The sequence below is a fragment of the Streptomyces sp. NPDC005799 genome (assembly GCF_040630525.1).
GTDB lineage: Bacteria > Actinomycetota > Actinomycetes > Streptomycetales > Streptomycetaceae > Streptomyces > Streptomyces griseorubiginosus_B.
This window is the reverse complement of the sequence record NZ_JBEXXQ010000081.1, coordinates 9,235-35,635: the sequence shown is the minus strand read 5'-3', so window position 1 is coordinate 35,635 and position 26,401 is coordinate 9,235. Positions and strand designations below refer to the sequence as shown.

Here is a 26,401-nt window from a genome sequence, read left to right as displayed (position 1 = left end):
CACGTTCTTCGAACCTCAAGCCGTCCCCCAAGCCGCCTGAAACATCACCAATCAACCGCCCCGCCCCTTGACGAAAGAGATAGGGGCACCCCCCAGAGCCAGGCGCCGAGGGCGCCGGTTGCGTGTGAGCAGCGTCGGGGCGCAGCCCGTGTGAACCCGGTCAGGGCGACTCGTGCAGGTCCGCTCGCCAGTCGTGGGACTTGATCGGGTGGCCCTTCGGGTACTCCAGGTCGACCCGACCGAGCAGGGTGAACCCGGCTCGTCTGCACACGGAGTTCGACGGGGCGTTGTCCACCTTCGGGAAGGCGTGCAGATAGCGGTGCTCACCGGCCTCCCGGGCGGCGGCGATGACGCCCCGGGCCGCCGCGACGGCCAGCCCGCGTCCCTGGAACTCGGGCAGCACGCCCCACCCCGTCTCCCACACCACGCCTTCCCGCCACTCCCGCTCCCAGAACCCGACGGACCCGACCGTCTCCCCGCCCTCCGTCGACACGACCCGGTACATCTGGCCGTCCCCCAGCGCGAGGTAGCGGCGGTGGCGCGCGGCGACCTTCTCCTCGCTCTCCGGCCCGCCCAAGTGCTCGGTCATCTCAGGGCTGTTGAGCCTGCGCAACAACCACAGGTCCCCTTCGCCCCAAGGCTCGAGCCGCACCTGCCGCTCCCCACCCGTGATCTCCATGCCGCCACCATAGGACCCGGGTCTGACAGTCCCCCCGGGCACCCGGGACCTGATCGACTCCAGGGCGGTCTCGGTCAGGCGGACGGACTGGAGGACGTGAACGACATGAGGCGGGCTCCCTTGCCACCGATGCTGCGAACGTGTGCCACCCACCCTTCCGGCCCCCGCCGACACATCGCCCACCGATCCCCGACAGCCGCACCCCCCGGCCGGCTTTCCCCCCGACAAACCACTCAGCCGTGCCACCCGGCTCGACGGAGGATGTCGAGAACGGCCCACCACCTCCGTCCCGGAGACGGACGGACCACCCGGACCGCCCGCCTCATTCAGCACCCAACACCCAAGGAGCCCCGGCATGACGATCCAGCGGATGGACAACGTCCTCATCGTGGTCGACGACCTCGATGCCGCCATCGCCTTCTTCGTCGAACTCGGCATGGAACTGGAGGGCAAGGGGCCCATCGAGGGACCGTGGGTCGAACAGGTCATCGCGCTGGACGGCGTCCGGCAGGACGTCGCCATGCTGCGCGTCCCGGGTGGACACGGCCGCATCGAACTGGCGAGGTTCCACACGCCGAGGGCGATCACCGCCGAGCCGAAGGACGCGCCGGCGAACACGCTGGGCATCCGTCGCGTCATGTTCGCCGTCGACGACCTCGACGACACCCTCACCCGCCTGCGCACCCACGGCGCCGAACTCGTCGGCGAAGTGGTCCGGTACGAGAACGTCTACCGCCTCTGCTACGTCCGCGGCCCCGAGGGCATCGTCGTCGGACTCGCCGAGGAAATCGGCTGAAGGGCGGGGCGATGAGTTCGGGGACCCGGGACGGTCTACCGGTCGTGGGCGGGTCAGGAGGCTCGTCGCGGGGGCGGCGGCAGGTCGCCACCGATCAGGAGGGCAGTGCGATGAGCGGACGTAGGGGCAGGGTGACCTGCGATCTCTCGATCTCGGTCGACGGGTACGCGGCGGGGCTCAACCAGAGCGAGGAGCGGCCGTTCGGCGACGACGGCGGTGACGGGTGGGGCGGACGGCTGCACGCCTGGATGTTCGACACCCCCGAGGAGAACCGGACCGAGTTGGGGCGGATGACGGCCGCCAAGGCGTTCGTCCTGGGCCGCAACATGTTCGGCCCGGTGCGCGGCGAGTGGGACCGGGCGTGGAACGGCTGGTGGGGCGAGGATCCGCCGTTCCACGCCCCGGTCTTCGTGCTCACCCACCACCAGCGCGACCCGCAGCCGATGAAGGGCGGCACCACGTTCCACTTCGTGACCGACGGAATCGAATCCGCGCTGGCACGCGCGCGTGAGGCGGCCGAGGGCGGCGACGTGTCCGTCCAGGGCGGCGCGACCACCGTCAACCAGTACCTCGCCGCGGGCCTGATCGACGAGCTGCGGCTGCACATCGTGCCGTTCACGCTCGGCGCCGGCACACGGTTGTTCGACGGCGTCCCCGCCCTGCGTCTCGAGCAGGTGGAGTCCCGGGCGGCGAGCGCGGTCACCCACGTGACCTATCGCGTGCGGTGCTGAGCGGAGGGCGGTGGCACCGAAACGCCACTGGCCGAACTCCTCTCACCCTCGTTCGTGTGAACCCCCCTCGTTCGTGTGAACCCCCCGAAGGAACTCGCATCCCAAATTCGAACAGGCGTAGCATTGTGGCGTGGCAACGACCTATGACTTCCCCAGTGACCTCCTCGCCGGTCAGGAGGAGCTGCATCAGGTCCGGGCCGAGCTGTCGGCCCTGCTCAAGCGTCTCCCCTGGTCGGTCGAGCCCCTGGACGGTTTCAGTGACACCGGCGGCTGGCGCAAGGTGGAGCGGCCCGCCTCCCCGGGCTGGACGCCCGACGAGCAGGCCGAGGTCGAGAAGCTCCGCCGCCGTGAGCACGAACTGGCGGTGTTCGTCACCACGCACCGCTTCTGGACCGAGGTCACGACCGACGACCGGGTGGACGCCCGCACAAGGCTGAAGCACGCGCACGGGGAGAGGGAGACGGCGCGGGAGTGAACGCGGAAGACCCCGGCCGAGACGGCCGGGGTCTTCTCATGCGGTGGGCGCGGACGGTTTCGAACCGCCGACATCCTGCTTGTAAGGCAGGCGCTCTACCCCTGAGCTACGCACCCGAGACGAGTCGACAGCCTACCTTGCCGGAGGCAGTGCCCCGCAAACCCGTTTCGAACATCCTGCCCGGTACATCCTGCCCGGTCGGGGGGATAACCCCACCCCGCATCCGGGAGCGTCCCGGATCCCCCTCCGGCTCCCCGCTCCGTACGGTCGTAGAGCCTCAACAGTCCGTTTCGGGAAGCAGTCCGTTGCGGGAAGTCCGTCTCAGGGGGAGATCCTCATGGCCAGTCGCAGCAACGTCGCCCGGGGGGCGCTGGGTGTCGTCGCCGTCGCGTTGATCGGGGGGACCGCCGCGTGCGGAGCCTCCGCCGGGGACGACAAGACACCGGACCACCGGACGTTCGCCCTGGCGGGGAAGACGCTCACCGTCGACTCCGACGACTCGGCGCTGGAGATCGTCGCCGCGGACGGCAACAAGGCGGGGCAGGTCGAGGTGACACGGTGGTTCCAGGGATCCGTGGCGATCGGCAAGGGCCCCAAGGTGACCTGGTCGATGAAGGACGACCGGCTGACGCTGCGGATGAAGTGCTCCGGTGTCGTCGCCGACTGCTCGGCCAAGCACCGGATCGAGGTCCCGCGCGGTGTCACCGTGAAGGTCGAGGACGGCGACGGGAGCGTGCGGGCCCGCGGCTTCGAGGACGCCCTCAGCATTCGTACGAGCGATGGATCCGTGCACGTCAGCGACTCCACCGGCCCTCTGACGCTGCGCACCGCCGACGGATCCGTGCACGCCGACGTCTCCTCCCGGCAGGTCCGGGCCGCGAGCGGCGACGGCTCGGTGCACCTCACCCTGGGCGCCGTACCGGACCTCGTGGACGCCGGCAGTCACGACGGTTCCGTCACCGTCGCGCTGCCCCGGGCCACGTACCGGGTGACGACGAAGACCGGTGACGGTTCGGTGGACGTGTCGGTGCCCCGGGACGACTCCAGCTCGCACGTCGTCTCCGCGCGCACCTCCGACGGCAAGGTCACGGTGAAGACCGTGAACTGACCGGCCCGTGTGTTCGTCCTTCACGGGTGGGAGAATGAAACCCGGTACCCGCCAGGACGGATGACAGCACGGGAGAGGGATGTGACGGCGACACCTTCGAAGCCGTACTCGCCGTCGGTGCCACGGGCACACCGCAAGGCGCTCACGGACACCCTCACCCTCATCGCCCTCCCCCTTGTCGCCGCGCCCGTGCTGCTCGCCGCGTTCGCCGGCGGCGGGACCCGGCGCTGGTTCGGCGGGCGGGCGGAGAGCCAGCGGGCGGAGGCGCAGGCGGCGAAGGACGCGGCGGCGGCCGCGTTCTACGAGCTGGACACCGCCCAGCGGGACCTGCGGATCTCGATCGAGACGATCACGGCCGTGGACGACTCCCCCGCCGCCCGCCGGGTCGTCTCCGACTTCGAGGCGCTGGGACGGCGCATCGACGAGGTCAGCCACCGCTACATCGACGCCGTGGACGCCCACGATCTCGACCGGGACGACCTGGAGGCCTCGGCCGCCACGCACGCGCGCACCGAGCTGACCCGGGCCAAGGACGAGCTGCTGAACGTCAAGCGGGAGCTGGACCGTTTCGGCGACAGCCTCGGCCCGCTCCTGGGCAAGGCGGAGACCCAACTGGCCCGGCTGGCACCGGCGGTGGAGCGGGCCCGGCAGGGGCTGCTGGCCGCCTCGAACGCCCTGGACGCCGTACGGGGATCGGGTCTGAGGGCGGACGATCTCGCCGCCCGTCTCGCCGCGCTCGGCCCCGAGCTGACCAAGCTCAACCAGGGCGCCGGACAGCACGGCGTCCCGCAGACGCTGGAGCGGGCGGAGCGGGTGGCCCGGGAGGCCGGGGCGGTACGGGCGGAGGCCGAACGCCTGCCGGAGAAGGCGGCCGAGATCGACCACCGTCTGGTCTCCCTGCGCACCCGCGCCCAGGCGCTCACCACGCGCGCCGGCCAGGTGGAGCCGGTCCTCAGCGAGCTGCGGCGACGCTTCTCGGCGGCGTGCTGGCAGGACCTGCAGCACGTACCGGAGCAGGCCGCGGAGAACGTCCGGCAGGCCGAGCTGAAGCTGAAGGAGGCCCAGGCGGCCCGCGACGCCCAGCGCTGGCCGGACGCCACGGCCCTGCTGTCGACGGTACGGGCCCTGCTGAACACCACCGACGAGTCCGTCTCGGCGGCCCGGGACCGCCTCCAGCGGCTGAACGCCGTACAGAAGGACCCCCAGCAGGAGATCGACAGAACCCGCTTCGCGATCCGGGACGCCCAACGCCTGGCGATGACGGGCCGGTCCACGCCGGATCCGCGCCACGCGCGTCCCCTGGACGACTCCGTGGCCCGGCTGGACCGGGCCGTCACCGCCCTGGAGGGCCGCCACCCCGACTACTGGCACTTCCTCACCGAGACGGAGGCGGTCCGCCGGACGGTCGCGGACGTGGTCGCGCGGATCCGGGAGGAGCGTGGGGGCGGCCACTGAGCGACCGCCCCCGGGGCAGCCTGACTAGCTGCGGTAGGCGTAGTACGCCGAGTTCGGGTACGAGGCGATCAGACTCGACAGCGTCCGTCGGTAGGTGTCCGTGTCGTGGTACGTCAGATACGGCACGCCACTGGTGCTGCGGTACGTCGTCATCATGGTGTGGTCCTTCGACCCGTCCTTGTCGAAGTCCATCTGCAGCACGTCCCCGAGGTCCATCTGGTACGCGTTGGCGAGCGCGGTCGTCCGCTTGGCGGTCTGCGTGAACCACGACCACTCGTTGACGCCGATCCAGGTGTCGGTGTCACTCGACGTCCCGGAGTTCCACGTGCCGTACTCCTGGGTGGAGCTGGTGACCTTCTTCCAGCCGCCGGCGAACAGCGCCTGGCTGATGAAGTTGGTGCAGTCACCGCCCATGCCGTTGTACTTGCGGTAGGCGGTGTTGTAGTTCTTCCAGTACTTCTCCGCGTAGGTCACCATCGCCGAGTAGTCGTACGGCGTCGACGTAGCGAGGTTCTTCGGGGCCGCCGGTGCCGGGTAGGTGATCGCGGCCCGGGGCGCGTCGATGACGGCGCTCGGGCGGACCTTGGCCGCGGGAGCCGCCGGGGCGGGCTCGTTGACGGGGCGGGGGCCCGTGTCGGTGAGGCGCTCACCGGTGAGCTGCCAGCCGCCGTCCGCAGCGGTGGTGAAGGTGAGTTCGTGGTGCGCGGTGAAGCCGGTGGTCGGCGGCTCGTCGCCGCGTATCTTCGCGTACGTCAGCGTGGTGGTCTCGGTGACCCGGACGGTGGCCGTACGCCCGCGCAGCCGCGCGCTGTTGACGGTGACCTTGGTGTCGGCGGCGGTGTACGCCTCGCCGAGGGCGGCGAGCCGCGAGCGGGTGCCGCGCAGCGACGTCGCCGCACCGGACTCGGACTTGGCCAGCGTGGACGCCAACCGCACGCCACCGGTGGCCTTCAGGGAGGTACGGGCGGCCGGCTGCGGGGTGTCGAGCAGCGCGGCCGTACGGTCGGTGAGGACGGCGTCCGCGATGCGGCCGAAGGCGCTCGTGGTGGCCCGCGGCGACGTCGCTGCGCGGCAGGTCGCGGCGTAGGCGACGGCCAGGAACATGCCCGTCAGCCCCACGGCTCCCAGGAAACCGCCGAGCCACTGCCGCCAGGAGGGCAGCCAGCGGCGCCAGCCGCGGCGGCTCGGGTGGGGGTAGGCGGGGCGTAAGCGGCGTAACGCCGTCCAGGGGGACCGTTTGGGTGCCGCCCGGCGGCGGCGCGGGCAGCGGTGGTCAGCCGGCCGGCCCGTGCGTTGTGCTCTCCGGGTCACGACCGGAAAATATCGACGATCTTCGCAACTTCTCCATATGCGAATCCGACAGGAACGATCACATACCGAACAGGAGAGAACATGGCAGCCTTGTGACTTGAGTCACAGGTTCCGCCTTTATCCCCCCGCTAACCTGGGAACATGCCTCGATACGAATACCGCTGCCGGACCTGCGGCGACACCTTTGAAGTCAGCCGGCCGATGGCCCGGTCCTCCGACCCCGCCTCCTGCCCCGCCGGACATGAGGACACGGTGAAGCTTCTGTCGACGGTGGCCGTCGGGGGCACGGCGTCCACCCCCGCGGCGGCGCCGAGGGCCGGCGGCGGGGGTGGCGGCGGGTGCTGCGGTGGAGGGTGCTGCGGCTAACCGGCCGTCGTCGAGGTCGCCCTGAGGAACTCCCGCAGGATGCGCTCCCCCGCCAGGACGCCCCGCTCCGGCAGTGCCGTGATCGCGGGGGCCGTCCAGTCGGCCTCCGCCAACTCGCCGTGGCCCGGGCGCCAGCCCCGGTCCGCGGCGAGGAGGAGGTCCGCGTCCAGCAGGGAGTCGCCCGCCGCCAGGGTCAGCTCCGCGCCCGTCCTGCGGGCGACCTCCCTCATCGCCGCGCTCTTCGTCAGGGGCTTCGGCACGGCGTAGATCTTGCGGCCCTGGAGGGAGACCGTCCAGCCGCGGTTCTCCGCCCAGACCGCGAGCTCCTTCACCCACTCCTCCGACAGCAGCTCCCGCTCGACGACCAGATAGGCGAACAGGTCCTCGGCGACCCGGTGTTTGCGCACCCAGGCCGGGTCGGCCGTGGCCAGCAGATGCTCGCGGACCTCGTCCAGCGGGGCGCACTCGTCCGCCAGCCGGGCCGTGACCCGCGCGTGCCAGTCCAGGTCGGAGACGCCGTCCACCATCAGGTGGCCGCCGTTCGCGCAGATCGCGTACTTCGGGGCCGGGCCCGGCAGGTTGATGCGCAGGTACTGCTTGCGGGTACGGGTCGTCGTCGGCACGAACACCGCCGCGTCCCCCAGGTCGGTCAGCAGCGCGGCCGCCGTCTCCGTCATGAACGACAGCGGTCTGCTCTCGTGCACCTCCACACAGAGCAGCCGGGGCGCCCGCGCGTCCGGCATGGTCAGCGCGAGGGCCGCCGGGGAGTAGATCAGCGTCCGGTCCAGGTCGCTCGCCACCAGCACCGGCATCAGACGTTCACCGCCAGGCCGTCGGCACCGGTCGCACCGCGCGTGTACTTCGGGTGGATCAACCCCACGCAGGTGTACGGCAGTTCGTCGACCTCCTCGACGGGCACCCCCCGCTGCCCGGCGAGCAGCCGTACGTGGTCCAGGTCGGCGCCCGCCCCGGCCCGCGCCAGGATCTTCCACGGCACCCGGCGCAGCAGCACACGCGTGGTCTCGCCGACGCCCGGCTTGACGAGGTTGACGTCGTGGATGCCGTACTCCTCGCTGATCCGCTCGACGGCCGCCCAGCCCTCCCAGGTGGGCTCGCGGTCACCGGACAGCAGCTCCTTCGCCTGCGCGTCCACCGCGTCGACGACCTCCGGGAAGCGGGCGGCGACGGCGTCGATGAACTCCAAGGAGACGTCCGCGCCCGCCAGTTCGCGGTAGAACTTGGCGCCGTGGAAGTCGTGCGGGCCGACCAGGTCCGCGCGCAGGACCGTGCGGGAGATCAGGCCGGAGACGGTCGAGTTGAGGCAGGCCGAGGGGATCAGGAAGTCCTCCCGGGTGCCGTACGTCCGTACGCAGGAACCCGGGTCGGCCAGGACCGCGATCTCCGGGTCGAAGCCGGTGATCCCGTCGGAGGTCTCGAACTCCTTGACGGCGTCGGCGAGTTCGCGGGTGATCGCGCCCTTGCCGGTCCAGCCGTCGACGAACACCACGTCCCGCGGGTCGTGCCGGTCGGCGAGCCAGCGCAGGGCGTTGGCGTCGATGCCGCGTCCGCGCACGATGGAGACGGCGTAGTGCGGCAGGTCCAGTCCCTGCCGGAACCGGGCCCAGCGGCGCATCAGCACGCCCACGGGGGTGCCGGCGCGGGCCAGCGAGACGAGCACGGGCCGGGGCGACCGCTCGGCCAGCACGAGCTCGGTGACGGCGCCGACCGCCTGCGCGAGACGGGAGGCGGTCGACTCCAGGGCCGCGTGGAAGAGTTCCTGGTACTGCTCGCTGGGCTGGTACTCCACCGGCAGCGACTCCGCGTAGTGCGCGCCGCCGCTCTGGATGGCCTCCTCCCGCTCCTCGGTCGGCGCCTCCAGCGTCACGTCCGAGAGGTCCTGGAGCAGCCAGCCGACCTCGTCGGGCGGGTACGAGGAGAAGGCGGGGCCGCGGAGGGGCTCGGGCAGCATGGCGTGCCTTTCGGGGACGTCGGGGACGTACGAGGGCACGACCACGAGCGAGACGTGCGGGGTGTGGGCGGCGAGCTGGGCCAGCAGGCCGTCGGGGGCGTGGAGTTGAGGGGTGTCCGCGCGGGAGTCGACGACCGCGACGACGGCGTCGAAACCGGCGCCGGCGACGTTGTAGGCGTAACGGTCGCCGGGACCGTCGGCCGGGTCGTCGTGGGCGGGGAAGACCAGGCGGCTGCGTATCGCGTAGCCCGGGTCGGCGACGGCCAGGACCGGTGAGCGGGTGGTGGTGGAGTAGGTGACCTCGGCGTCGGTGATCTGTTCCAGTTCGCGGGCGAGGCGGAGGGGGGCGTACATCAGCTCTTCGAAGCCGAGGATGTGTACGCGGCGGGCGCCCGTCGGGAGTGCCTCCGCGAGGCGGGCGGCCATGGCGGGGAGGGCGTGTTCGAGGCGGGTGCGGTGGCTTGGTGTGAAGCCGTGACGGCCGCCGTCGGGGAGGTTGCGGGGCCACAGCAGGTCCAGCCGCTTGGCGGTCGGGGGCGGGTTGTCCGTGGCTGGTCGCGCCCACGCGGCGGTAGCCGCAAATTCAGCACCGCCCCGCGCCCCTGGGTGGGTCACCTCGAACCGAGCTACAAGGTCCTGTCCCTTTGCCAGCACATCCTCCGGCAGCTTGACAGTGCCGGAAGCGGCCGTCACCAGGTCCACCCTCGCGCCTATCTCCCTCGCGAAGTCGTCCAAGCGGCCCGCGTCCGCAGGTGATCGCATGTCGACCAGGGCCACGACAACGTACCGGTCCCTCGGATAGCGCTCGTGGAGATCCCGGATCGTGTTCAGGACCGTGTTGCCCGTCGAGAACTCGTCGTCGACCAGGACCAGGGGGCCGTCTCCCGCGAGCAGGCCGGGGTTCTCCGGCAGCAGGAGATGCGACGTGGCGTGGGAGTGGGACTCCTCGAACCCCCCCGCCGCCGCGACCCCTGCCACCGGCCGACGCGTCGAGTGGAGGTAGGGGGCGGTGCCGATGCCGTCGGCCACGGAGTGGCCCAGCCCCGTCGCGGTCTCCGCGTAGCCGAGGACGACGGCCTCGCGGGCCTCCTCGGCCCCCAGGAGCTCCCGCACCCTGCGGCCCAGGGCGAACCCGTAGCCGTACACCACCGACGGCGACTGCGGGACGTGTTTGCCCAGGACGTTGGAGACGAGGAGGTGCGCCCGCTTGGGGTTGCGGCGCAGGGCCAGGCCCAGGAGGTCTTTGAGCTCGTCGTCGCCCACGAGTTCGAGCCCGAGTCGCTGGGCGACCCAGGTCCCGGACCAGACCCCGTCGTTCACTGCGTTGATCATGATTCCCTGATTGGTGAGATTCAGCCGGGTATGCCGGCGGCGAGCAGGTCCACGAAGCTGACGTCCTCGCGCGCGACGCCGAAGACCTCGGCCCGGAGCATGGTCCGCTCGGCCCAGGCGCGGTGCGGCTTCACCTCGTTCATCTTGTTCGTGTACGCCGATCTGAGCACGCCCCCGCCGCCCCGCTCGGGCCGCAGGATGTCCACGGCGTCGCTGAACTCCTCGTGGCTGACCACGGACAGCGCGTGCACGGGCAGGACGTGGGTGGGGTGGATGCAGGTCTTGCCCAGCAGGCCGTTGGCCTGGTCCAGGGAGATCTCCCGCAGCAGCCCGTCCATGGCGTGCTCGATCAGTTTCTCGCGCAGTTCGACGGCCTGCCCCTCGAGGAAGGGGCTGGTGCGCAGGAGCGGTTTGAACATGCGCTCCGGTACGCGGAAGTACTCCCACACCGGCCCGGTCACCGTGAAGCCGGTACCGTCGGCCCGGCCCAGCATGTTCACCACGTCGGCGATCACGGAGGCGACGATCTGGACGTCGTAGGCGGTCATGTCGGGGGCCCGGCGCAGACCGTAGGAGGCGCAGAAGTCGGTGACGCCGAGGCGCAGCGCGAGCACGCGGTCGCGGTACTTGTCGACGGTGCGGGCGATGCCCTCGAGGGCGGCCACCCGCGACTCCCGGTACATCAGCTCGGGGGTCTCCAGCACCGGCATCCCGAACAGCCGGTGGCCGCTCGCGCTCTCGCCGTGTGCCAGGGCCTCCAGGAAGGGGATGCCGCGCTCCTCGGTGAACTTCGGGAACACGAATCCGGACAGCAACCGCGCGTTCGCGCCCAGTCGCGACACGAGGTCGGGGATCTGCTCGGCCGTGCGGACCCGGATGAACAGCAGCGGGAGGCAGCCGGAGTCCCTGGTGGCCAGGTCGGCGAACTGGCGGACCAGGTTCTCCTCCCCGGCCGGCACGTCCGCGTCGTCGATCGAGTCCTCCAGGCACAGCACCATCGAGACGACGCCGTGCCCGGCCTGTTTGACGATGTCGTCGGCCAGCCGGGGCCGGGTCGCCGGGCTGTAGAGCGTGGCGCCCAGGGCCGCGGAGAGCAGCCGGGCCGGGGAGTCCGTGCCGAACTCGCACGGCTCCTGATGGAAAAGACGCCGCCGCACCTCCGGGGCGATGTGCCCGAAATGACGCATAAAACTCCCCCGTGGCACAAGGTAAGCCTGTGGATTCTGAGAACAGGTGGCCGGTAATAGTACGTACCGGCCCATGTCAGGGGTTCCCGTCGGGCATGAATTTCCGGTAACGCCCACGGACACACCCGTAGTGCGGTGCCGCCCCCGCGTTGTCGTGACCAGGACCGAGAAGGCAGGATGACCGCTATGACGCACGCGATGCTGAAAGGGTCGAACGTCCCGCTCGAGGCCACGGCGGTGCGCGCCGTGCTGCGCTGGACGCCCGGGCAGGGGGTCCCGGAGGTCGACGCCTCCGCGCTGCTCCTCAACCCCGACGGCCGTGTGCGCTCCGACGAGGACTTCGTCTTCTACAACCAGCCCCGGCACCCCTCCGGGAAGGTCAGGCTCCTCGGCAAGAAACGCACCGCCGAGGGTCCCACCGATACGATCCAGACGGATCTGGCCGGTGTCGAGCCCGACGTCAGCCAGATTCTCCTGGTCGCTTCGGCGGACGACGTCACCTTCGACCGCGTACAGGGCCTGCGCATCCTGCTGTACGACGCCTCGGTCGCCGACGGTGAGCCGCTGGCCTACTTCGACATCACGCCCCAGACCGGCAAGGAGACGGCGCTGATCTGCGGCGAGCTTTACCGCCGCGACAAGCGCTGGAAGTTCCGGGCGCTGGGCGAGGGCTACTCCAACGGCCTCAAGGGCCTGGCCACGGACTTCGGCATCTCCGTCGACGAGTCCGACCCGGAGCCGTCGGCGGCGCAGCCCCAGCCGCTGCCGCCGGAACAGCCCACCGGGGTCCCGCCCCAGCCGGCCTACGGCTTCCCCCCGCAGCCCGCGACGACCCAGCCGGCCTACGGCTACCCGCAGCCCACCCCGGCGACGACGGCGGCGGGCCCGGGCAACCAGTCCGGCTACGGCTATCCGCCGCCGGTGGCGACGCTCCCGAACCCGGACTTCCGGCTGCCCCCGCAGGGGCCGCAGTTCATCCGGCCCTGACGGGTGCGGGGCGCTACACCTTGGTCTTGTAACCCCGCCCCCACTGCAGCCCCCAGCCGTACAGCCGGTCCAGCTCCGCCTGGAAGCCGTAGACGAACTTGACCTCCCGTCGCACGACCAGCTCCTTCTTCACGTTCTCGATCATGACGACCGCGCAGGACCGGGCCTGGGGGTGCCGTTCGTCGAGGTGGATCTCGATGCGCGGCCCGTTGCTCGGGTACAGCGTCACGATGGCGTGCGTGCGGTCGAACGCCGGGGTCTGGTCGTAGATGTACACGAACACCAGCAGGCGCTTGATCTGCTCCCGGTGGTCGAGGTTGATGTACATGTCCTCGCCGGAGCCCGACCCGAACCGGTCATCGCCGCTGAGCTTGACGTAAGGCGGCGCGTTGACGTCCCCGAAGTAGGCCCCGAGGGGCTGTACGACGCCCTTGGAGCCGTCGGTCAGCTCGTACAGGCATCCCAGGTCGAGGTCCACGTTGACCATGCTCTGGCTGTGCCCCATGACCTCCGGCGGGCGCAGCGCCTTCAACGGGTGTCGCAGCAACGACTCGCGCTGCGAGCCGCCTATGTCGGACGTCCGCATCCGCCAGCTCAGGTTGACCCGCAGATGCCCGCTCGCCGCCTGCTGCTTGGTCAGGGACACGTAGTGGTGTCGTTTGGTCAGCTCGATCGCGTTCGTCGCCGCGCTGCCCGAGTCGAAGTCGACCTCACGGCCGCGCCACAGTCCGTCCAGAAAGCCCATTCCCGCCCCCACTAGTGCCCCGCACGTCACCCGAACGACCGGCGGGGCGGCCGGAGGCCCGGCCGCCCCGCTCAGAGCGTTCCCTCACCCACATGTGTGTCACACCCCGGCGAGCCGGCCGGAGGTGAACCGAGTCCTAGATGGGGGCCGAGACCTCAGCCTTCTCGTCCGAGCCCGTCCCTTTTCCCTCGGCCTCCGCCAGTTTCTGGTTGCGGCGCACGGAGGACCAGAAGGACCAGCCGATCAGGACGACACCGACGAGGCCGGTGATGACCTCGTTGATCTGGTACTGGATGGTGACCATGAGGATCACGGCCAGCGCGCCGATCGCGTAGTGCGCGCCGTGCTCCAGGTAGACGTAGTCGTCGAGGGTGCCCTGGCGGACCAGGTAGACGGTGAGCGAGCGGACGTACATCGCGCCGATACCGAGACCCAGGGCCATCAGGACGATGTCGTTGGTGATGGCGAAGGCGCCGATGACGCCGTCGAAGGAGAAGGACGCGTCCAGCACTTCCAGGTACAGGAACATGAAGAAGGCGGCCTGGCCGGCCAGGACGATCGCCGGCTTCTTCCTGCCGCTGCGCTCGGCCTCTTCCTCCTCCTCGTGCTCGCGTTCCTCCTCGGCCTCCAGGCGGTCCTCGAAGAAGCCGGAGAGGCCGCCGACGACCATGTACGTGATCAGACCCGCGATGCCGGCGATCAGCACCGTCTGCGCCTTGTCGACGTGGCCGCCGCCGTGCTGGTGGGCGTGGGTGGCGAAGGTGAAGGAGGTGACCAGCAGGACGATCAGGGCGATGCAGACCGACAGCATGTCGACCTTGCCGAGCTTGGCCAGCGGGCGCTCGATCCAGCGCAGCCACTGGATGTCCCGGTCCTCGAAGATGAAGTCCAGGAAGATCATCAGCAGGAACATGCCGCCGAACGCGGCGATCGCCGGGTGGGCGTCGGTGACCAGCTGCTGGTACCGGTCCTTGTTGTTGAGGGCGAGGTCGACGGCCTCGATGGGACCCATCTTGGCGGTGACCGCGACGATGACGACGGGGAAGACCAGCCGCATGCCGAACACGGCGATGAGAACGCCGACCGTGAGGAAGATCTTCTGCCAGAAGGCGTTCATCTTCTTCAGGATCCCGGCGTTGACCACAGCGTTGTCGAACGACAGGGAGATCTCGAGGACGGCGAGGATCGCCACGATGCCGAATGCCTCCCACCCCCCGTAGAAGACCGCGGCGACCAGGCCGAGCGCGGTAATCGCGAACGACCAGCCGAAGGTTTTCAGAAGCACTGGCTACCCAATCGTGTGTGGTACGGGTCTCGCCGCGCCGTACCCGGCTTTACGAAACATTGACTCCGAAGTCTAGAGCGATGCCCCGGAGCCCCGACGCGTACCCCTGACCGACTGCACGGAACTTCCACTCGCCCTGGTAGCGGTAGACCTCGCCGAAGATCATGGCCGTTTCCGTGCTGGCGTCCTCGCTGAGGTCGTAGCGGGCGAGTTCCTGTCCGTCGGCCTGGTTGACGACACGGATGAACGCGTTGGAGACCTGGCCGAAGGTCTGGCCGCGCTCGTCCGCCATGTGGATCGAGACCGGGAAGACGATCTTGTCGCACTGGGCCGGCACCCTGGCGAGGTCGATCAGGATCGACTCGTCGTCGCCCTCGCCCTCACCGGTGAGGTTGTCACCGGTGTGCTCCACCGAGCCGTCCGGGCTCTTGAGCTGGTTGTAGAACACGAACCACTCGTCGCCCAGCACCCGTCCCCCGCTGCACAGCAGCGCGCTGGCGTCCAGGTCGAAGTCGGCGCCGGTGGTGGAACGCGCGTCCCAGCCCAGCCCGATCATCACCTGGGTGAGGTTCGGCGCGGCCTTGGACAGGGAGACGTTGCCCCCCTTGGCGAGCGTGACGCCCATGATGCTGGTCCCTCCCCGAGTCGGTGCTTCTCTGCTGCTTGTCCTGCGCGTCCGGCGCCGCGCGTAAACGGCGCGGCGCCGGACGGGCGAGGCGCGTCTCAGACGTTGACGCCGAAGTCCTGGGCGATGCCGCGCAGGCCCGAGGCGTAGCCCTGGCCGATGGCGCGGAACTTCCACTCCGCGCCGTTGCGGTACAGCTCGCCGAAGACCATGGCCGTCTCGGTGGAGGCGTCCTCACTCAGGTCGTACCGGGCGATCTCCTGTCCGCCGGCCTGGTTGACGACGCGGATGAACGCGTTGCGGACCTGGCCGAAGGACTGCTGGCGGTTCTCGGCGTCGTAGATCGACACCGGGAATACGATCTTGTCGACGTCGGCCGGGACGCCCGCGAGGTTGACCTTGATCACCTCGTCGTCGCCCTCGCCCTCACCGGTGAGGTTGTCACCGGTGTGCTCGACCGAGCCGTCGGGGCTCTTGAGGTTGTTGAAGAAGACGAAGTTCTGGTCGTTGGCGACCTTGCCCGCGTTGTTCAGCAGCAGCGCGCTGGCGTCGAGGTCGAAGTCGGTGCCGGTCGTCGTCCGGACGTCCCAGCCCAGACCGACGAGCACCGCGGTCAGGCCCGGGGCCTCCTTCGTCAGCGATACGTTGCCGCCCTTGCTGAGGCTGACTCCCACGAGTCCTCCATTGGTGTCCAGGGCGGGGAGCCCCGCCGTGCGTTTGACATCGGATCAACGAATCGATCCTAGTGACGGGTTCCCGTCGTACGCATGGCTTGCCACCGAAGAAATCACAGGGTGTCGAGGGCCTTGACGTACTCGTTCAGGTCACGGGCGTCGGGGAGGGCGTTGACGACGGTCCAGCGGACCACGCCGTCCTTGTCGATGACGAAGGTGCCGCGCACCGCGCAGCCCTTGTCCTCGGCGAAGACGCCGTACGCGCGGCTGACCTCGCCGTGCGGCCAGAAGTCGCTGAGCAGCGGGTACTCCAGGCCCTCCTGCTCGGCGAAGACGCGCAGGGTGTGGATGGAGTCGTTGGAGACCGCGAGCACCTGGGTGCCGCGGTCCTCGAACTGCGGCAGGTTGTCGCGCACCTCGCACAGCTCACCGGTGCACACACCGGTGAAGGCGAAGGGGTAGAAGAGCAGGACCACGTTCTTCTCGCCACGGAAGTCGGAGAGCTTCACCGTGGCGCCGTGGTTGTCCTTGAGCTCGAAGTCGGGGGCTTTGTCGCCGACCTGGATCGCCATCGAAGTTCCGTCCCTTTCGGTGGGCTGTTCGGGTGGCATCCACCCTACGCAGCGATCACCGGGGGCCGGCGGACGGGCCGAGTACGACGCCCGGCCCGTCCGTGGGTGGGTGGCTATTTCTTGGACTTGGCCGCCTTCGGCGTCACCAGCCGGCTGCCGCTCCAGTCCTTGCCCACGCTGACGCTCTTGGAGGCCGACAGCCCCGCCGTCGTCGCGGCTTCGGAGATGTCGCTCGGCTCGACGTATCCGTCCCGGCCGGTCTTCGGCGTCAGGAGCAGGATCGACCCGCCTTCTTCGATGTACGTGGTGGCGTCCACCAGCGCATCGGTCAGGTCGCCGTCGTCGTCGCGGAACCAGAGCACCACGGCATCGGCGACGTCGTCGTAGTCCTCGTCCACCAGGTCACTGCCGATGACTTCCTCAATGGCCTCGCGGAGTTCCTGGTCTACGTCGTCGTCGTAGCCGATCTCCTGGACCACCTGCTCGGGCTGGAACCCCAGCCTCACGGCAGGGCTCGTCTCCGCGTGGTCCGCGGTCGCGCTCACGGGTTGCCTCCTGATCTTGTCTTTGGGTATGTCTCAGCCACGCGCGTGCGCGAAGCATTGGCCGTAGTCCACACGGGCGGGGCGGATCGCGCAAGTACCCGGCCGTTCAGACCGCCGAAACGGTGACGTTCCTGGCCGTGTCACCGCAACTCCAGCCACGACGCCCACGCCGCCAGTGACCTACACCACACCGTTGTGCCCGGTTTGCGGCATTGGGAACCCGGGACTCCTGTTGCGGATCTCGGTTACCTCTCAGTAGAGATGACGTTTGCTTTCCCGAGGTACACGATGGGGAACGGTGCAGGCACACCGAAAAGCAGCTCAAATGCAGCCCTCAGCAGCCCACAGCAGCCCTCTGACAGGTAAGGAACAGCGTGGCTTCCGGATCCGATCGCAACCCGATCATCATTGGCGGCCTTCCGAGTCAGGTTCCTGACTTCGATCCCGAGGAGACCCAGGAGTGGCTCGACTCCCTCGACGCCGCCGTCGACGAGCGCGGCCGTGAGCGGGCCCGCTATCTGATGCTGCGGCTGATCGAGCGGGCCCGCGAGAAGCGCGTGGCCGTGCCCGAGATGCGCAGCACGGACTACGTGAACACGATCCCGACCAAGGCCGAGCCGTTCTTCCCGGGCAACGAGGAGATCGAGCGGAAGGTCCTGAACGCGACCCGCTGGAACGCCGCGGTGATGGTCTCCCGCGCCCAGCGTCCCGGCATCGGGGTCGGCGGCCACATCGCCACGTTCGCCTCCTCCGCGTCCCTCTACGACGTCGGCTTCAACCACTTCTTCCGGGGCAAGGACGACGGTCTCGGCGGCGACCAGGTCTTCTTCCAGGGCCACGCCTCCCCCGGCATCTACGCGCGCGCGTACCTGCTCGACCGGCTCAGCGAGGAGCAGCTGGACGGCTTCCGCCAGGAGAAGTCGAAGGCCCCCAACGGCCTGTCCTCCTACCCGCACCCGCGCTCGATGCCGGACTTCTGGGAGTTCCCGACGGTGTCGATGGGCCTCGGCCCGATCGGCGCGATCTACCAGGCGCGGATGAACCGCTACATGCAGGCGCGCGGGATCGCCGACACGTCGAAGTCGCAGGTGTGGGCATTCCTCGGCGACGGCGAGATGGACGAGCCGGAGTCGCTCGGCCAGCTGTCCATCGCCGCCCGCGAGGGCCTGGACAACCTGACCTTCGTCGTCAACTGCAACCTGCAGCGCCTCGACGGCCCGGTGCGCGGCAACGGCAAGATCATCCAGGAGCTGGAGTCGGTCTTCCGGGGCGCCGGCTGGAACGTCATCAAGCTGATCTGGGACCGCTCCTGGGACCCGCTGCTGGCCCAGGACCGCGACGGCATCCTCGTCAACAAGATGAACACCACGCCGGACGGCCAGTTCCAGACGTACGCCACCGAGTCCGGCGCGTACATCCGTGAGCACTTCTTCGGTGACGACCAGCGGCTGCGCGCGATGGTCGAGAACATGACCGACGACCAGATCCTGCACCTGGGGCGTGGCGGTCACGACCACCGCAAGATCTACGCGGCGTTCAAGGCGGCCACGGAGCACAAGGGCCAGCCCACGGTCATCCTCGCCAAGACCATCAAGGGCTGGACGCTGGGCCCCAACTTCGAGGGCCGCAACGCCACGCACCAGATGAAGAAGCTGACGGTCGACGACCTCAAGCGCTTCCGCGACCGGCTGCACCTGCCGATCTCCGACAAGGAGCTGGAGTCCGGCGCCCCGCCGTACTACCACCCGGGCCGGAACTCGGAAGAGATCCAGTACATGCACGACCAGCGCAAGCAGTGCGGTGGTTACGTCCCCACCCGTGTGGTGCGCTCCAAGCCGCTCGCGCTGCCGGACGACAAGACGTACGCGAGCGTGAAGAAGGGCTCGGGCCAGCAGTCGATCGCGACGACCATGGCCTTTGTCCGTCTCCTCAAGGACCTCATGCGGGACAAGGAGCTCGGGCGTCGCTTCGTGCTGATCGCGCCGGACGAGTACCGCACGTTCGGCATGGACTCCTTCTTCCCGAGCGCGAAGATCTACAACCCGCTCGGCCAGCAGTACGAGGCGGTGGACCGCGATCTGCTGCTCGCGTACAAGGAGTCGCCGACGGGCCAGATGCTGCACGACGGCATCTCCGAGGCCGGCTGCACCGCCTCCCTCATCGCGGCGGGCTCGGCCTACGCGACGCACGGCGAGCCGCTGATCCCGGTCTACGTCTTCTACTCGATGTTCGGTTTCCAGCGCACCGGTGACCAGTTCTGGCAGATGGCCGACCAGTTGGCGCGTGGATTCGTCTTGGGCGCGACCGCGGGGCGTACGACCCTGACCGGTGAGGGTCTGCAGCACGCGGACGGCCACTCGCAGCTGCTCGCCTCGACGAACCCCGCCTGCGTCGCCTACGACCCGGCGTACTCCTACGAGATCGCGCACATCGTGCAGGACGGTCTGCGGCGGATGTACGGCGGGTCCGAGGAGCATCCGCACGGCGAGGACGTCTTCTACTACCTCACCGTCTACAACGAGCCCATCCAGCACCCGGCCGAGCCGGAGAACGTGGACGTCGAGGGCATCCTCAAGGGCATCCACCGGCTCTCCGAGGGCACCTCCGGGTCGATCCCGGCGCAGGTCATCGCGTCCGGTGTGGCCGTCCCGTGGGCGGTGGAGGCGCAGCGGATCCTCGCCGAGGAGTGGAACGTCAAGGCGGACGTCTGGTCGGCCACCTCCTGGAACGAGCTGCGGCGCGAGGCCGTGGCGGTGGAGGAGCACAACCTGCTGCACCCCGAGGAGGAGCAGCGGACGCCGTACGTCACGCAGAAGCTGTCGGGGGCGCAGGGGCCGTTCGTGGCGGTGTCCGACTGGATGCGGTCGGTGCCGGACCAGATCGCCCGGTGGGTGCCGGGGACGTACCAGTCGCTGGGGGCCGACGGGTTCGGCTTCGCGGACACCCGCGGTGCGGCGCGCCGGTTCTTCCACATCGACGCGCAGTCGATCGTGGTGGCGGTGCTGACGGAGCTGGCGCGGGAGGGGAAGGTGGACCGGTCGGTGCTGAAGCAGGCGATCGACCGGTACCAGCTGCTGGACGCGTCTGCCGCGGATCCCGGGGCGGCGGGCGGCGACGCGTAGTGCCGTGACCGGGGGCCGGTGAGTCGATGGGCGGCGGGACTGTGGTCCCGCCGCCCATCGGCGTTTCCTTACGATGCGGGCATGGAGCAAGAAACGGCGCAGGCGCGCTGGGAGCACCTCACCCAACGGCCGCTGCTGGGGCTGGCCGTGGTGTTCGCCGTCGCGTATGCCGTGCCGATCGTGGACCACTCGGCGGGGCATGCGCTGACGCAGGTGTGCACGGTGGTCGAGTGGGTGGTGTGGGGGGCCTTCGCCGCGGACTATATGACGCGGCTGGCTCTCGCCCGGCGCCGCAAGGAGTTCGTGCGCCGGCACTGGATAGACCTGTGCGCGGTCGTGCTGCCGATCCTCCAGCCACTGCGGCTGCTGCGCATGGTCGCGACGCTGATGCTGGTGGGGCGCCGGGCGCGGATGGCCAACCAGATCAGGCTGACGACGTACGTCGGCGGGGCGGTCGTCGGGCTGCTGATGTTCGGCTCGCTGGCCGTGCTGTCCGTCGAGCGGGACTCGCCGGACGGGAACATCCGGACGCTGGGTGACGCGCTGTGGTGGTCGTTCACGACCATGACGACCGTGGGGTACGGCGACCACGCCCCGACCACCGGCCTGGGCCGCATGATCGCCGTCGGCCTGATGCTCTCCGGCATCGCGCTGCTGGGTGTGGTGACCGCCAACATCGCCGCCTGGTTCCTGGCCCGCTTCGAGAAGGACGACGCGGAAGAACAACGCCAGACCCAGGCCATCGAGTCCCTGACCGCAGAAGTCCGAGCCCTCAGAGCCGAGGTCGCCGCCCTCCGCGAACTGTCGGGCAGACCGTGACAGGAGCGTCCCCGCGGCTTGAGGACCCCGGCCCGACCGGCGCATGGGGGCAGACCCCCGTCCTCGCAGGGCTGGGATCGAGCGACTGCCCGCCCGGGGCACGGGACTGAGACCGATCCCGGCACAAAGAAGCCCGCGACCGCGCAAACGCCGATCTTCGGGCCCCGGCGACGAGTTCGTGACCACCTCCGGCCACCTCGACCCGCGCATGAGGCGGGCCCCCGGTCCATCCACCGGGGGCCCTTCCCTCACCTTGCCCCGGGTCAGAACAAGCCGTTGCCCGGGGTGGCCGCCCCTGCCAACCACACGATCGCCAGGAGCGTGTCAATGGCGCCCAGTACGAAGGCGACCAGGGCCGGAAGCGAGCGGCTGCCCGCCCAACTGCGGCCCATGGCGAGCCAACCACAGACGATCGCCACGGGGCCGAGGATGATCCCCAACACGAAGAACCCAGCGACCGCGCAGATACCGACCTCTCTGGGGGACACCCCCAGACCCCCGGCGATGATTCCGAGCGCCGCGCGATCCGGCCCGGTCCGTGACCACCTCCGGCCACCTCGACCCCGCGCATGAGGCGGGCCCCCGGTCCATCCACCGGGGGCCCTTCCCTCACCTTGCCCCGGGTCAGAACAAACCGTTGCCCGGGGTGGCCGCCCCTGCCAACCACACGATCGCCAGGAGCGTGTCAATGGCGCCCAGTACGAAGGCGACCAGGGCCGGAAGCGAGCGGCTGCCCGCCCAACTGCGGCCCATGGCGAGCCAACCACAGACGATCGCCACGGGGCCGAGGATGATCCCCAACACGAAGAACCCAGCGACCGCGCAGATGACTCCGATGATTCCGAGCGTTGCGCGATCCGGCCCGGTCCGTGACCACGTCCGGCTACGTGACCGGGGGTACCTGCGCGTTCCGTGTCCGAAGCCCGCCATCATCAACTCCCTGAACCCCGGGGTCTGTTCGGGGTTCAAGCATGCGGGTACCCCCGGATCGGCGATTAATCATCGGACTGTCGGCGCGCTGTCCCCCTCCGGCAGCGCGCCGCAGCACCGGTCCGCCCTCTCCGGAGGGCCTGACCCACTGTGACCTGCGGCGCAGACCGGAAGCGAGGGATCTTTAGCCGCTTCACCCTGATAGGGGAAGTTCCTTGAAGTCCCCTCAGATGTGGCCCACTCCGGCGCCCGCGTCCGCGTTGGCACCCCGCTTGGTGAGCAGGGCGACGAAGACCGCGACCACCGCGACACCGCAGGCCACGAGGGACGCCAGGCTCATCCCGGAGATGAAGGTGTCGTGCGCGACGTCCGTGATCTTCGCGACGACCGCCTCCGGCGTGCCCTTGGCCACCGGCGCCACACCGACCTGGACCGCCTCGGAGGCCTGGTCCAGCTGGGCCGGGGTGAGCGGCGGAAGACCGGCGTCCTTCCAGTTGCCCGCGAGGTCGCCGTCGACCTTGGAGGCCATCACCGCACCCAGCACCGCCGTACCGAGGCTGCCGCCGATCTGCATCGCGGCCTGCTGCAGACCACCTGCGACACCCGACAGCTCCATGGGCGCGTTGCCGACGATGACCTCCGTCGCGCCGACCATGACCGGCGCGAGACCGAGGCCGAGCAGAGCGAACCAGAGGGACATCACGGCGCTGCCGGTGTCGGTCTGCAGCGTCGACATCCCGTACATGGCGATCGCGGTGGCCGCCATGCCGCCGGCCAGCGGGATCCGCGGGCCCAGCTTGGTGATCAGCGCGCCCGCGAGCGGCGAGCCGACGATCATCATCCCGGTGAGCGGGAGCAGATGGAGACCGGCGTCGATCGGCTTCATGCCGTGCACGTTCTGCAGGTAGAACGTCACGAAGAACAGGCCGCCCATGAACGCGATGGCCATCAGGACCATCAGGACGACGCCCGCGGAGAGCGGGACCGAGCGGAAGAGGCCGAGGGGGATCAGCGGCTCCTTGACCTTCGTCTCCCAGAAGGAGAAGAGGGCGAAGCCGAGGAGGGAGGCGGCTATGAACGTCCACGTCTTGCCGTCGCCCCAGCCCCAGGTCGGCGCCTTGATCAGGGCCCAGACCAGGCAGAACATGGCGCCGGAGAGCAGCGCGATGCCGAGGATGTCGAAGGAGCGCGGCGCGTTCTGCGCGCGGTGGTCGAGCAGGATCAGCAGGCCCAGCACCAGGGCGATGGCGCCGACCGGCACGTTGATGAAGAACACCGACTGCCAGTTGACGTGCTCGACGAGCACTCCGCCGAGGATCGGGCCGCCGGCGGTGGAGGCGCCGATGACCATGCCCCAGATGCCGATGGCCATGTTGAGCTTCTCGGCCGGGAAGGTGGCCCGCAGCAGGCCGAGCGCGGCCGGCATCAGCAGCGCGCCGAACAGGCCCTGCAGCACACGGAAGGTGACGACCGCGGCGATGCTGTTCGACAGGCCGATGGCGCCCGAGGCGGCGGCGAAGCCGGTCACGCCGATCAGGAAGGTCTGGCGGTGCCCGAAGCGGTCACCGAGCTTGCCCGCGGTGATCAGGGAGACCGCGAGGGCGAGGAAGTAGCCGTTGGTGATCCACTGGACGTCGGCGAAGCTCGCGCCGAGGTCCTTCTGGATGGCCGGGTTGGCGATGGCCACGATGGTGCCGTCCAGGGCCACCATCATGACGCCGACCGCGACCGTGATGAGAGTGAACCAGGGGTGGCCGCGCAGTCCGGACGAGGACGGCGACCCGTCCGACGGGACCTCCGGCGCGTCGCCCCCCGACCCCGTCGTGTCGATGGTCTGACTAGTCATGCGTTCGAGGCTAATGGCAGCCACTGACAGTTGACGAATCAAATCAGAAGTCGGTAACTGACACTCATGGAAACACTGCGCGAACGCAAGAAGCAGCGCACCCGGGACGCCCTGCTGCGGGCCGCCGTCGAACTGTTCACGACCCGCGGCTACGAGGGCACCACCGTCGACGACATCGCCGAGGCCGTCGACGTCTCGCAGCGCACCTTCTTCCGCTACTTCGCCGGCAAGGAGGAGGCCGCGCTCGCCCTCCAGGAGCTGGTGGTGACGCGGTTCGTCGAGGCGGTCCGCGAGCGGCCGGCCGACGAGGCGCCGATGGAGGCGCTGCGGCGGTCGGTGCTGGAGGGCTGGGCAACCCTGCACGAGGTGATCGAGGCCGTCGTACCGGTGGAGCTGTACCTGCGTCTGTACCGGGTCGTCGAGTCGACGCCGGTGCTGCTGGCCGCGCATCTGCGCCGCAACGAGGAGATCGAGGAGACTCTCGCGCGGGTGCTCGCCCAGCGGGAGGGCGTGGACGTGGACGCCGATCCACGGCCGCGGCTGGCGGTGGCGGTGTTCGGCGGAGTGATGCGGGTGACGGAGCGGCAGTGGGTGGCGCGCGGGGACTTCGGCCTGGAGGAGATGCGCGCGTTGACCGTGTCGTACCTCGAACAGGTGGGCCAGGCACTCACCGAGAACTGGCGGGCACGCTGAGACACGATCAGGCGGTCGCGCGTTTATCGAAACGTGATACCCGTCACTCGGCTCACGCGAGACCCTCTCGTTCTCCTAGTGTGTCCTCCCAGTGACTTCCTTCGACACCTCCCCGCAACTGAACGTCTGGCGCGCACTGCTGGCCCTGTCCGTCGTCTTCGTGATGCTGGCGACCACCGGATGGACCGCTCTGCGCAGCCACGGCGTGACGACCCCCCTGCAGGCCTCGCTCTCCTCGTGGGAGCACGGACGCCTGCACGGCCACCGGCTGCCGGACCCCGACGCGACCCCCGCGCGGCTGTCCCGGTTCTTCGCCTCGCTCACCGCCCAGGAGCGCACCGTCCTCGCCCGCCGCTACCCGCTCGCGGTCGGCAACATGAACGGCGCGCCCGTCGCCCTGCGCTACGAGGCCAACCACCTCGCGCTCGGCCGGCAGCGCAAGGTGGAGCTGAAGCGCATGCACGACCCGCGCCTGACGCCCGCCGGGCAGCAGGAGGCGGGCCGCCGTATGCACCGCTACGAGCAGCTGATGAGCCGCGGCCGGCAGATCCTCGCCTTCGATCCGGAGGCCTCCGGGCGCGTCGCCGAGGTGCTGGGCGACCTGCAGCGCGCCCAGCGCGTGTCGGTCGTCGTCCCCGGCGTCGACACCGACCTGCTCACCTTCCAGAGGACCTACCGCCCGTATTCGGCGCCGGTCGGCATGGCCAAGTCGCTGTACGCGGCCGAGCGGGCGGCGAGCCCCGGCACACGTACGGCCGTGATCGCCTGGGCCGACTACACGGCGCCGGCCGGACTCGGCATCGAGTCGGCGACGGGCGTGCGCGCGGCACAGGGCGCGCTTCGGCTGAACGCCCTGCTGCGGGCCCTGCCCGGCCGCGCGCCGGTGTCGCTGTTCTGCCACAGCTACGGCTCGGTGGTGTGCGGGGTCGCCGCGCACGCGCTGCCGCGCCGGGTGGCCGACATAGCGGTGGCCGGAAGCCCCGGGATGCGGGTGGAGAAGGCCGCGCACCTGCACACCTCCGCCCGGGTGTGGGCGATGCGGGACGCCTCGGACTGGATCCAGGACGTGCCGTACCTGGAGCTCGGCGGCCTGGGGCACGGGGCGGATCCGGTGTCGTCCGCGTTCGGGTCGCGGGTGCTGTCGGCGCAGCGCGCCAAGGGGCACGCGGGCTATTTCGAGCCCGGCACGGACAGCCTGCTGAACTTCGCGGAGATCGGCGTTGGCGCGTACCGCTCGGTGCGGTGTGCGCACGATGATGGGGCGTGCCGCGCGGGTTTGTCCGGCGCGGCGGCGGCCCAACGCGCGTAGCACCGCAGAAACTGCGGTCTGTGCGGGGTGGCGACGAAGGAACGGTTCGTGCATACGATGAGCCGCATGGGTGACGTACTGGCCGGATTTCATGCCGCCTGGGAGTTCGAGTCCGACTCCGTGCTCATCCGTTACGAGCGGGGCCTGCGAACACCGAAGCTCTTCCAGGCGCTGGGGGAACGGCGGATCCCGCTGGAAGCGGTGTCGGATGTGACGCTGGCCCCGGGCAGACGGGGCACGGTGGTGCTGCGGGCCGAACTGCGGGCCGGAGCCGACCCGCTGCTGGAGGCGGCGGCCGGGCAGCTGAAGGAAGGGTGCGACCCGTACCGGCTGGTGCTGCCCAGCGAGCGCGAGACCCTCGCCGAGTACTACGCCGACGAGCTGAAGTCCGCGCTGAGCGACGGTGACGAGCCCGCCGACCGTTTCCTGGTGGCCGCTCCCGAGGCGCCGCGGCAGTTCAAGGCGTACGACGCGAAGGCGTTCTTCGACGGCAGGACCGTGAACTTCCGGTGGTTCTGGACGGGCGCGTCGTCGGCGAAGTGGAAGGCGGGCGACCAGAGCTTTCCGGTCACCGCGCTGAGCGGGGTCGAGTGGCGCTCCCCCGAGGTCTTCGAAGGTCATCTCCGGCTGCTGCGGCGGGACGGGGCCGAGGCGCCCGCGCAGCCCGACCAGGATCCGGCGGCCGTGCTGTTCGGCCTGGGATACGGGCCGGTGCACGAGTCGCTGCCGTTCGCGGCGGCCGTCCTGGCGGGGGTGGGCCGCGGGCGCGAGCCCCCCGCGGGGGCCGGCCCCCCCGCCCCCCCCCACAAAGCCGGGCGCCAACGGGATCAGGGGGAGCTG

Annotated in this window: 25 protein-coding genes, 1 tRNA gene and 1 pseudogene; 12 read left to right on the top strand and 15 right to left on the bottom strand. The window is 70.0% G+C overall.

Features of this window, described 5'->3' with window-relative positions; all coding sequences use genetic code 11:
* Positions 1-160 precede the first annotated feature (160 nt).
* On the bottom strand, positions 161-679 hold the full coding sequence (locus ABZ453_RS46375; RefSeq protein ID WP_359025392.1) for a GNAT family N-acetyltransferase: 519 nt from the start codon (positions 677-679) through the stop codon (positions 161-163).
* A gap of 355 nt (positions 680-1,034) precedes the next feature.
* Between ABZ453_RS46375 and ABZ453_RS46370 the strand changes: the two genes are divergently transcribed.
* The 3 genes from ABZ453_RS46370 to ABZ453_RS46360 all read left to right on the top strand — a co-directional run bounded on the left by ABZ453_RS46370 (position 1,035) and on the right by ABZ453_RS46360 (position 2,681).
* Entirely contained in the window at positions 1,035-1,475 is a 441-nt protein-coding gene (locus ABZ453_RS46370; RefSeq protein ID WP_359025390.1) for a VOC family protein, read from the top strand.
* A 110-nt stretch (positions 1,476-1,585) separates the two neighbouring features.
* On the top strand, positions 1,586-2,206 hold the full coding sequence (locus ABZ453_RS46365; protein ID WP_359025388.1) for a dihydrofolate reductase family protein: 621 nt from the start codon (positions 1,586-1,588) through the stop codon (positions 2,204-2,206).
* A gap of 130 nt (positions 2,207-2,336) precedes the next feature.
* A complete protein-coding gene (locus tag ABZ453_RS46360; protein WP_359025386.1) occupies positions 2,337-2,681 on the top strand; it encodes a hypothetical protein in 345 nt (114 codons plus the stop codon).
* Positions 2,682-2,725: 44 nt separating this feature from the next.
* Here the strand turns inward: ABZ453_RS46360 and ABZ453_RS46355 are convergent.
* Positions 2,726-2,797 (bottom strand) — tRNA-Val (locus ABZ453_RS46355).
* A 221-nt stretch (positions 2,798-3,018) separates the two neighbouring features.
* On the opposite strand from ABZ453_RS46355, the gene ABZ453_RS46350 reads away from it, so the two are divergent.
* Positions 3,019-3,789: a DUF4097 family beta strand repeat-containing protein gene (locus tag ABZ453_RS46350; RefSeq protein ID WP_359025384.1), complete on the top strand. Its 771-nt coding sequence runs from the start codon at positions 3,019-3,021 to the stop codon at positions 3,787-3,789.
* A gap of 81 nt (positions 3,790-3,870) precedes the next feature.
* The gene (locus ABZ453_RS46345) at positions 3,871-5,244 is read left to right on the top strand and encodes a hypothetical protein (protein ID WP_359025382.1); all 1,374 of its coding nucleotides are present in this window, start codon (positions 3,871-3,873) and stop codon (positions 5,242-5,244) included.
* Between the two features lie 24 nt (positions 5,245-5,268).
* On the opposite strand, the gene ABZ453_RS46340 is transcribed toward ABZ453_RS46345, so the two are convergent.
* Positions 5,269-6,348: an amidase domain-containing protein gene (locus ABZ453_RS46340; protein ID WP_359025400.1), complete on the bottom strand. Its 1,080-nt coding sequence runs from the start codon at positions 6,346-6,348 to the stop codon at positions 5,269-5,271.
* 348 nt (positions 6,349-6,696) lie between these two features.
* Here ABZ453_RS46340 and ABZ453_RS46335 point away from each other — a divergent pair, with 348 nt between their 5' ends.
* On the top strand, positions 6,697-6,921 hold the full coding sequence (locus ABZ453_RS46335; protein WP_133041264.1) for a zinc ribbon domain-containing protein: 225 nt from the start codon (positions 6,697-6,699) through the stop codon (positions 6,919-6,921).
* Here ABZ453_RS46335 and ABZ453_RS46330 read toward each other — a convergent pair.
* Genes ABZ453_RS46330 through ABZ453_RS46320 form a run of 3 tightly spaced genes read right to left on the bottom strand, consistent with a single transcriptional unit; the run spans position 6,918 to position 11,409 of the window.
* Entirely contained in the window at positions 6,918-7,733 is an 816-nt protein-coding gene (locus tag ABZ453_RS46330) for an HAD family hydrolase (RefSeq protein WP_359025379.1), read from the bottom strand. The genes ABZ453_RS46335 and ABZ453_RS46330 overlap by 4 nt on opposite strands.
* Positions 7,733-10,222, bottom strand: coding sequence for a phosphoribosyltransferase (locus ABZ453_RS46325; RefSeq protein ID WP_359025377.1), 2,490 nt, complete (start codon positions 10,220-10,222; stop codon positions 7,733-7,735). Before ABZ453_RS46325 ends, ABZ453_RS46330 begins: the two co-directional genes overlap by 1 nt.
* 20 nt (positions 10,223-10,242) lie before the next feature.
* A complete protein-coding gene (locus ABZ453_RS46320) occupies positions 10,243-11,409 on the bottom strand; it encodes an HpcH/HpaI aldolase/citrate lyase family protein (RefSeq protein WP_359025375.1) in 1,167 nt (388 codons plus the stop codon).
* Positions 11,410-11,595: 186 nt separating this feature from the next.
* Here ABZ453_RS46320 and ABZ453_RS46315 point away from each other — a divergent pair, with 186 nt between their 5' ends.
* Positions 11,596-12,396, top strand: a complete 801-nt coding sequence (locus ABZ453_RS46315) for a TerD family protein (protein ID WP_359025398.1) — start codon at positions 11,596-11,598, stop codon at positions 12,394-12,396.
* Positions 12,397-12,409: 13 nt separating this feature from the next.
* On the opposite strand, the gene ABZ453_RS46310 is transcribed toward ABZ453_RS46315, so the two are convergent.
* The 6 genes from ABZ453_RS46310 to ABZ453_RS46285 all read right to left on the bottom strand — a co-directional run bounded on the left by ABZ453_RS46310 (position 12,410) and on the right by ABZ453_RS46285 (position 16,842).
* Positions 12,410-13,141, bottom strand: coding sequence for a Tellurium resistance (locus tag ABZ453_RS46310; RefSeq protein WP_356763491.1), 732 nt, complete (start codon positions 13,139-13,141; stop codon positions 12,410-12,412).
* Positions 13,142-13,277: 136 nt separating this feature from the next.
* Positions 13,278-14,426: a DUF475 domain-containing protein gene (locus tag ABZ453_RS46305; RefSeq protein ID WP_359025373.1), complete on the bottom strand. Its 1,149-nt coding sequence runs from the start codon at positions 14,424-14,426 to the stop codon at positions 13,278-13,280.
* 49 nt (positions 14,427-14,475) lie between these two features.
* Positions 14,476-15,051, bottom strand: a complete 576-nt coding sequence (locus ABZ453_RS46300) for a TerD family protein (protein WP_359025371.1) — start codon at positions 15,049-15,051, stop codon at positions 14,476-14,478.
* A gap of 98 nt (positions 15,052-15,149) precedes the next feature.
* Positions 15,150-15,725 carry a TerD family protein gene (locus tag ABZ453_RS46295; RefSeq protein WP_133041257.1) on the bottom strand — a complete coding sequence of 192 codons (576 nt, stop codon included), beginning with the start codon at positions 15,723-15,725 and terminating at the stop codon, positions 15,150-15,152.
* 113 nt (positions 15,726-15,838) lie between these two features.
* Positions 15,839-16,297: a peroxiredoxin gene (locus ABZ453_RS46290; RefSeq protein ID WP_208779636.1), complete on the bottom strand. Its 459-nt coding sequence runs from the start codon at positions 16,295-16,297 to the stop codon at positions 15,839-15,841.
* Positions 16,298-16,410: 113 nt separating this feature from the next.
* Positions 16,411-16,842 (bottom strand): DUF3052 domain-containing protein, encoded by a 432-nt coding sequence (locus ABZ453_RS46285; RefSeq protein ID WP_133041255.1) that lies wholly within the window; start codon positions 16,840-16,842, stop codon positions 16,411-16,413.
* 374 nt (positions 16,843-17,216) lie between these two features.
* Here ABZ453_RS46285 and aceE point away from each other — a divergent pair, with 374 nt between their 5' ends.
* Positions 17,217-19,964 carry a pyruvate dehydrogenase (acetyl-transferring), homodimeric type gene (aceE, locus tag ABZ453_RS46280; RefSeq protein ID WP_359025368.1) on the top strand — a complete coding sequence of 916 codons (2,748 nt, stop codon included), beginning with the start codon at positions 17,217-17,219 and terminating at the stop codon, positions 19,962-19,964.
* An 81-nt stretch (positions 19,965-20,045) separates the two neighbouring features.
* Complete coding sequence (locus ABZ453_RS46275) at positions 20,046-20,783, top strand: potassium channel family protein (RefSeq protein WP_359025366.1); 738 nt, start codon at positions 20,046-20,048, stop codon at positions 20,781-20,783.
* A 263-nt stretch (positions 20,784-21,046) separates the two neighbouring features.
* Here the strand turns inward: ABZ453_RS46275 and ABZ453_RS46270 are convergent.
* The 3 genes and pseudogenes from ABZ453_RS46270 to ABZ453_RS46260 form a co-directional block, all read right to left on the bottom strand.
* Positions 21,047-21,355 (bottom strand): annotated as a pseudogene (locus ABZ453_RS46270) (hypothetical protein); the annotation flags it as partial.
* 52 nt (positions 21,356-21,407) lie between these two features.
* A complete protein-coding gene (locus ABZ453_RS46265; protein ID WP_133041252.1) occupies positions 21,408-21,716 on the bottom strand; it encodes a small hydrophobic protein in 309 nt (102 codons plus the stop codon).
* Between the two features lie 223 nt (positions 21,717-21,939).
* Positions 21,940-23,559 carry an MFS transporter gene (locus ABZ453_RS46260; protein ID WP_359025364.1) on the bottom strand — a complete coding sequence of 540 codons (1,620 nt, stop codon included), beginning with the start codon at positions 23,557-23,559 and terminating at the stop codon, positions 21,940-21,942.
* A gap of 66 nt (positions 23,560-23,625) precedes the next feature.
* Here ABZ453_RS46260 and ABZ453_RS46255 point away from each other — a divergent pair, with 66 nt between their 5' ends.
* From ABZ453_RS46255 to ABZ453_RS46245, 3 genes are all read left to right on the top strand, one after another.
* Positions 23,626-24,252, top strand: a complete 627-nt coding sequence (locus ABZ453_RS46255; protein WP_359025362.1) for a TetR family transcriptional regulator — start codon at positions 23,626-23,628, stop codon at positions 24,250-24,252.
* 91 nt (positions 24,253-24,343) lie between these two features.
* Entirely contained in the window at positions 24,344-25,561 is a 1,218-nt protein-coding gene (locus tag ABZ453_RS46250; protein ID WP_359025360.1) for an alpha/beta hydrolase, read from the top strand.
* A 57-nt stretch (positions 25,562-25,618) separates the two neighbouring features.
* On the top strand, positions 25,619-26,401 hold a 783-nt coding region (locus ABZ453_RS46245), incomplete at its 3' end, for a DUF4429 domain-containing protein (protein WP_359025396.1).

What these genes read in the sequence shown, in the direction of transcription:
- ABZ453_RS46375 (WP_359025392.1), bottom strand. Translation starts at nt 679, where the DNA reads ATGGAGATCACGGGTGGGGAGCGGCAGGTGCGGCTCGAGCCTTGGGGC.
- ABZ453_RS46370 (WP_359025390.1), top strand. Translation starts at nt 1,035, where the DNA reads ATGACGATCCAGCGGATGGACAACGTCCTCATCGTGGTCGACGACCTC.
- ABZ453_RS46365 (WP_359025388.1), top strand. Translation starts at nt 1,586, where the DNA reads ATGAGCGGACGTAGGGGCAGGGTGACCTGCGATCTCTCGATCTCGGTC.
- ABZ453_RS46350 (WP_359025384.1), top strand. Translation starts at nt 3,019, where the DNA reads ATGGCCAGTCGCAGCAACGTCGCCCGGGGGGCGCTGGGTGTCGTCGCC.
- ABZ453_RS46340 (WP_359025400.1), bottom strand. Translation starts at nt 6,348, where the DNA reads ATGTTCCTGGCCGTCGCCTACGCCGCGACCTGCCGCGCAGCGACGTCG.
- ABZ453_RS46335 (WP_133041264.1), top strand. Translation starts at nt 6,697, where the DNA reads ATGCCTCGATACGAATACCGCTGCCGGACCTGCGGCGACACCTTTGAA.
- ABZ453_RS46330 (WP_359025379.1), bottom strand. Translation starts at nt 7,733, where the DNA reads ATGCCGGTGCTGGTGGCGAGCGACCTGGACCGGACGCTGATCTACTCC.
- ABZ453_RS46325 (WP_359025377.1), bottom strand. Translation starts at nt 10,222, where the DNA reads ATGATCAACGCAGTGAACGACGGGGTCTGGTCCGGGACCTGGGTCGCC.
- ABZ453_RS46320 (WP_359025375.1), bottom strand. Translation starts at nt 11,409, where the DNA reads ATGCGTCATTTCGGGCACATCGCCCCGGAGGTGCGGCGGCGTCTTTTC.
- ABZ453_RS46315 (WP_359025398.1), top strand. Translation starts at nt 11,596, where the DNA reads ATGACGCACGCGATGCTGAAAGGGTCGAACGTCCCGCTCGAGGCCACG.
- ABZ453_RS46310 (WP_356763491.1), bottom strand. Translation starts at nt 13,141, where the DNA reads ATGGGCTTTCTGGACGGACTGTGGCGCGGCCGTGAGGTCGACTTCGAC.
- ABZ453_RS46300 (WP_359025371.1), bottom strand. Translation starts at nt 15,051, where the DNA reads ATGGGCGTCACGCTCGCCAAGGGGGGCAACGTCTCCCTGTCCAAGGCC.
- ABZ453_RS46290 (WP_208779636.1), bottom strand. Translation starts at nt 16,297, where the DNA reads ATGGCGATCCAGGTCGGCGACAAAGCCCCCGACTTCGAGCTCAAGGAC.
- ABZ453_RS46275 (WP_359025366.1), top strand. Translation starts at nt 20,046, where the DNA reads ATGGAGCAAGAAACGGCGCAGGCGCGCTGGGAGCACCTCACCCAACGG.
- ABZ453_RS46265 (WP_133041252.1), bottom strand. Translation starts at nt 21,716, where the DNA reads ATGATGGCGGGCTTCGGACACGGAACGCGCAGGTACCCCCGGTCACGT.
- ABZ453_RS46260 (WP_359025364.1), bottom strand. Translation starts at nt 23,559, where the DNA reads ATGACTAGTCAGACCATCGACACGACGGGGTCGGGGGGCGACGCGCCG.
- ABZ453_RS46255 (WP_359025362.1), top strand. Translation starts at nt 23,626, where the DNA reads ATGGAAACACTGCGCGAACGCAAGAAGCAGCGCACCCGGGACGCCCTG.